Genomic DNA, 2,584 nt, shown 5'->3' with positions numbered 1-2,584 from the left:
GGATTTTATTACTTCTGCAACTGCTGACAGGGTACCGACTTAGGTTGCCACCGCTCCCAGGCCGCATTTTATCGAGATAAATCTTTCGAAATGCCTGGCGAATCACCCGCTGCCATGAGGCAGGAATCCAAACCCTACGGAATCTATTTAGGCTGGCTCATTGCCGTTTCCACGGTTATACGCTGCTTCATGGCGGGTTCGGTGGAACTCGGGAATGATGAGGTTTACTACTTCACCTATGCCGTACAGCCCGACTGGAACCACTTCGACCACCCTCCTTTGGTGGGATTGTTCATTCGCCTCTTCACCCTGAACCTGCACTGGGTCAACGATCTGTCCGTCCGCCTTCCGGCCATTTCAGGGGCTGCACTCGGAACGTGGCTGATCGCCCGCTGCGGTCAATTGCTGAGAAACGAGCGAACGGGCCTGCTTGCTGCAATATTGTATACCAGTTCACTCTACACCAGTATTATCTCCGGCCTTTTCATTCTGCCCGATTCCGTCCAGTTGGTTTTTTGGCTGGCAGCACTGTGTTCCATGTTGAAGCTTTTGGACTCGATCCGGCCTGAAGAGGAGAATCGTTACCTGCTACTCTTCGGCCTATTTGTCGGTCTGGCTACGATGTGCAAGGTACACGGGGGTTTTCTGTGGCTGGGGTTCGTGGGATACACAACTAGCTACAACAGAAAACACTTCAAAAACCCTTACCTATATCTTTCTTTGGGGCTAACGCTTCTCATCATTTCGCCAATCCTGTTTTGGAACATAAACAATCAGTTCGTCAGTTGGCAGTTTCACAGCGAACGGGTCGAAGCCAAGAACAGCCTCGACCTGCGTTCTTTCCTGATAGCCACACTGGGGCAAATCGCCTACAATAACCCGGTCAACGTTATCCTGTTTGTCATGGCCCTGACAGCCACATCTGAGGGAACTTGGACTTACAAAATTCCACCGTTCAGGATGTTACTATGGTGTAGTCTGCCAATTATCGTTGCTACCACCTTGGTCTCTCTGTTGCGCCCTACGCTCCCCCACTGGAGCGGACCGGGCTTTCTAGGGTTGATGCTTATTACAGCCGTTTTTATCGAACACAGATTGGGTTCCGAGCCAAACCAGCGGTTTTCCCGCCTCCTTGAAGCCTCCGTTACGATTATCGCCACGGTCATCTTGTCCGGTGTCGGGGTGATCAACCATTATCCCGGCACACTGGGTAATCAGAATGAGACAAAAATGGGGTCGGGGGATTTCACTCTCGATATGTACGGTTGGAAGGCGCTTCGGCCCGAGTTCGAGAAAATCCGGGACGAGGACATCAGAACTAGCCGAGTGTCGGCCAACGCGCCGCTCTTGATATACAATTGGTTTCCGGGTGGACACCTCTACTACTACATTGCTTACCCCTTGGGAATGCGACTGCTGGGCGTCGGGCCCGTCAATGCGTTGCACAAGTTCTGGTGGCTAAATATTATGAATGGAAGCCTTGATGCAGGTGACGATGCGTACTTCATTACGCCGTCTAACTACCTCACTGATCCGACCAAGCTGCACGATTTGAATTTTGGTGAAATCGAAAAGCCTATCCGGCTAACGCAAAAGCGGAACGGCCGGGTGACCCGCTACTGGTATATCTACCGCTTGAGGAAAGCCAGAATAGCCGTCGATGGACGCTGAGGGCAGAGCGGTAGGCCAACGATTGCCACGCCAAGAACAGATAACGATTTGTTAACAAAGGAACTCCATTCATTCCTCTTAGGTTAGCGTAACTTGCGCCAAATCCGTCCTCCCTAATTGAAATATGTATTCAAAGAAACTCCAAACCCCGATTTGGCTTTTTAGCCTTTCTTTCTTTCTGGTATCCTGTATCAAGGACCACGACCTTGGCGTTCCCTATCAGGTGCCTGTCATTAGCAAGCAGGGAGTCGCACTTCCTTATTCTGTTCTGGACAATCTGCTCGGCGTGGAAGTTCGCAATGGCGGCTTCGGTTCCTCCGCCACCGCTCATCCCTACAATCCCGGCGAGTTTTATGCCCTGACCGACCGTGGCCCCAACGCCGATGCCACCGGGGGCAAGTACTTTCCCATTCCCGGCTATACCCCACGCATTGGCCATTTCAGGTTGACCCAGGACGGTAAAATTGAGAAAATTGCCGAAATCCTCATCAAAGATCCCTCGGGCAAACCCATCAGTGGGCGACCCAATCCCGCCGGAAAAGGAGCCACTGGTGAAATCCCTTACGACCTGAATGACCAGGTTCTGGACTTCGACGAGTTCGGTCTCGATACCGAAGGGCTGGTGGCCATGAAAGACGGCACCTTTTGGGTATCCGACGAATATGGCCCGCACATGGCACATTTGAGAGCCGACGGCACTCAGATCGAACGCATCAGCCCGGTCAATGTGAATACTGGCACCCGGAAACTCCCAGCGGTACTAGAAAGACGGTGGGCCAATCGCGGTATGGAGGGGCTTACCATCACGCCGGACGAAAAAACCCTGGTTGGGATCATGCAGTCGAGACTCTACAATCCTTCCAATGCCGCTGCCACCAACCGCACCCTGACGCGGATCATTACGTTTGATGTT

General features: G+C 52.4%; 2 protein-coding genes. Both read left to right on the top strand.

Annotated features, from left to right (window positions below):
* Nucleotides 1–90: 90 nt before the first annotated feature.
* On the top strand, nt 91–1,671 hold the full coding sequence (locus tag ACEW8P_RS14450; protein ID WP_373513786.1) for an ArnT family glycosyltransferase: 1,581 nt from the start codon (nt 91–93) through the stop codon (nt 1,669–1,671).
* A 124-nt stretch (nt 1,672–1,795) separates the two neighbouring features.
* Nucleotides 1,796–2,584: esterase-like activity of phytase family protein (locus ACEW8P_RS14445; RefSeq protein WP_373513785.1), on the top strand; the 789-nt coding region annotated here is incomplete at its 3' end.

Origin of the sequence: Persicitalea sp., from assembly GCF_041751555.1 — a bacterium.
Taxonomy (GTDB): Bacteria; Bacteroidota; Bacteroidia; order Cytophagales; family Spirosomataceae; genus Persicitalea.
Note: the sequence above shows the minus strand (reverse complement) of the source record. Positions and strands in the feature narration are given on the sequence as shown.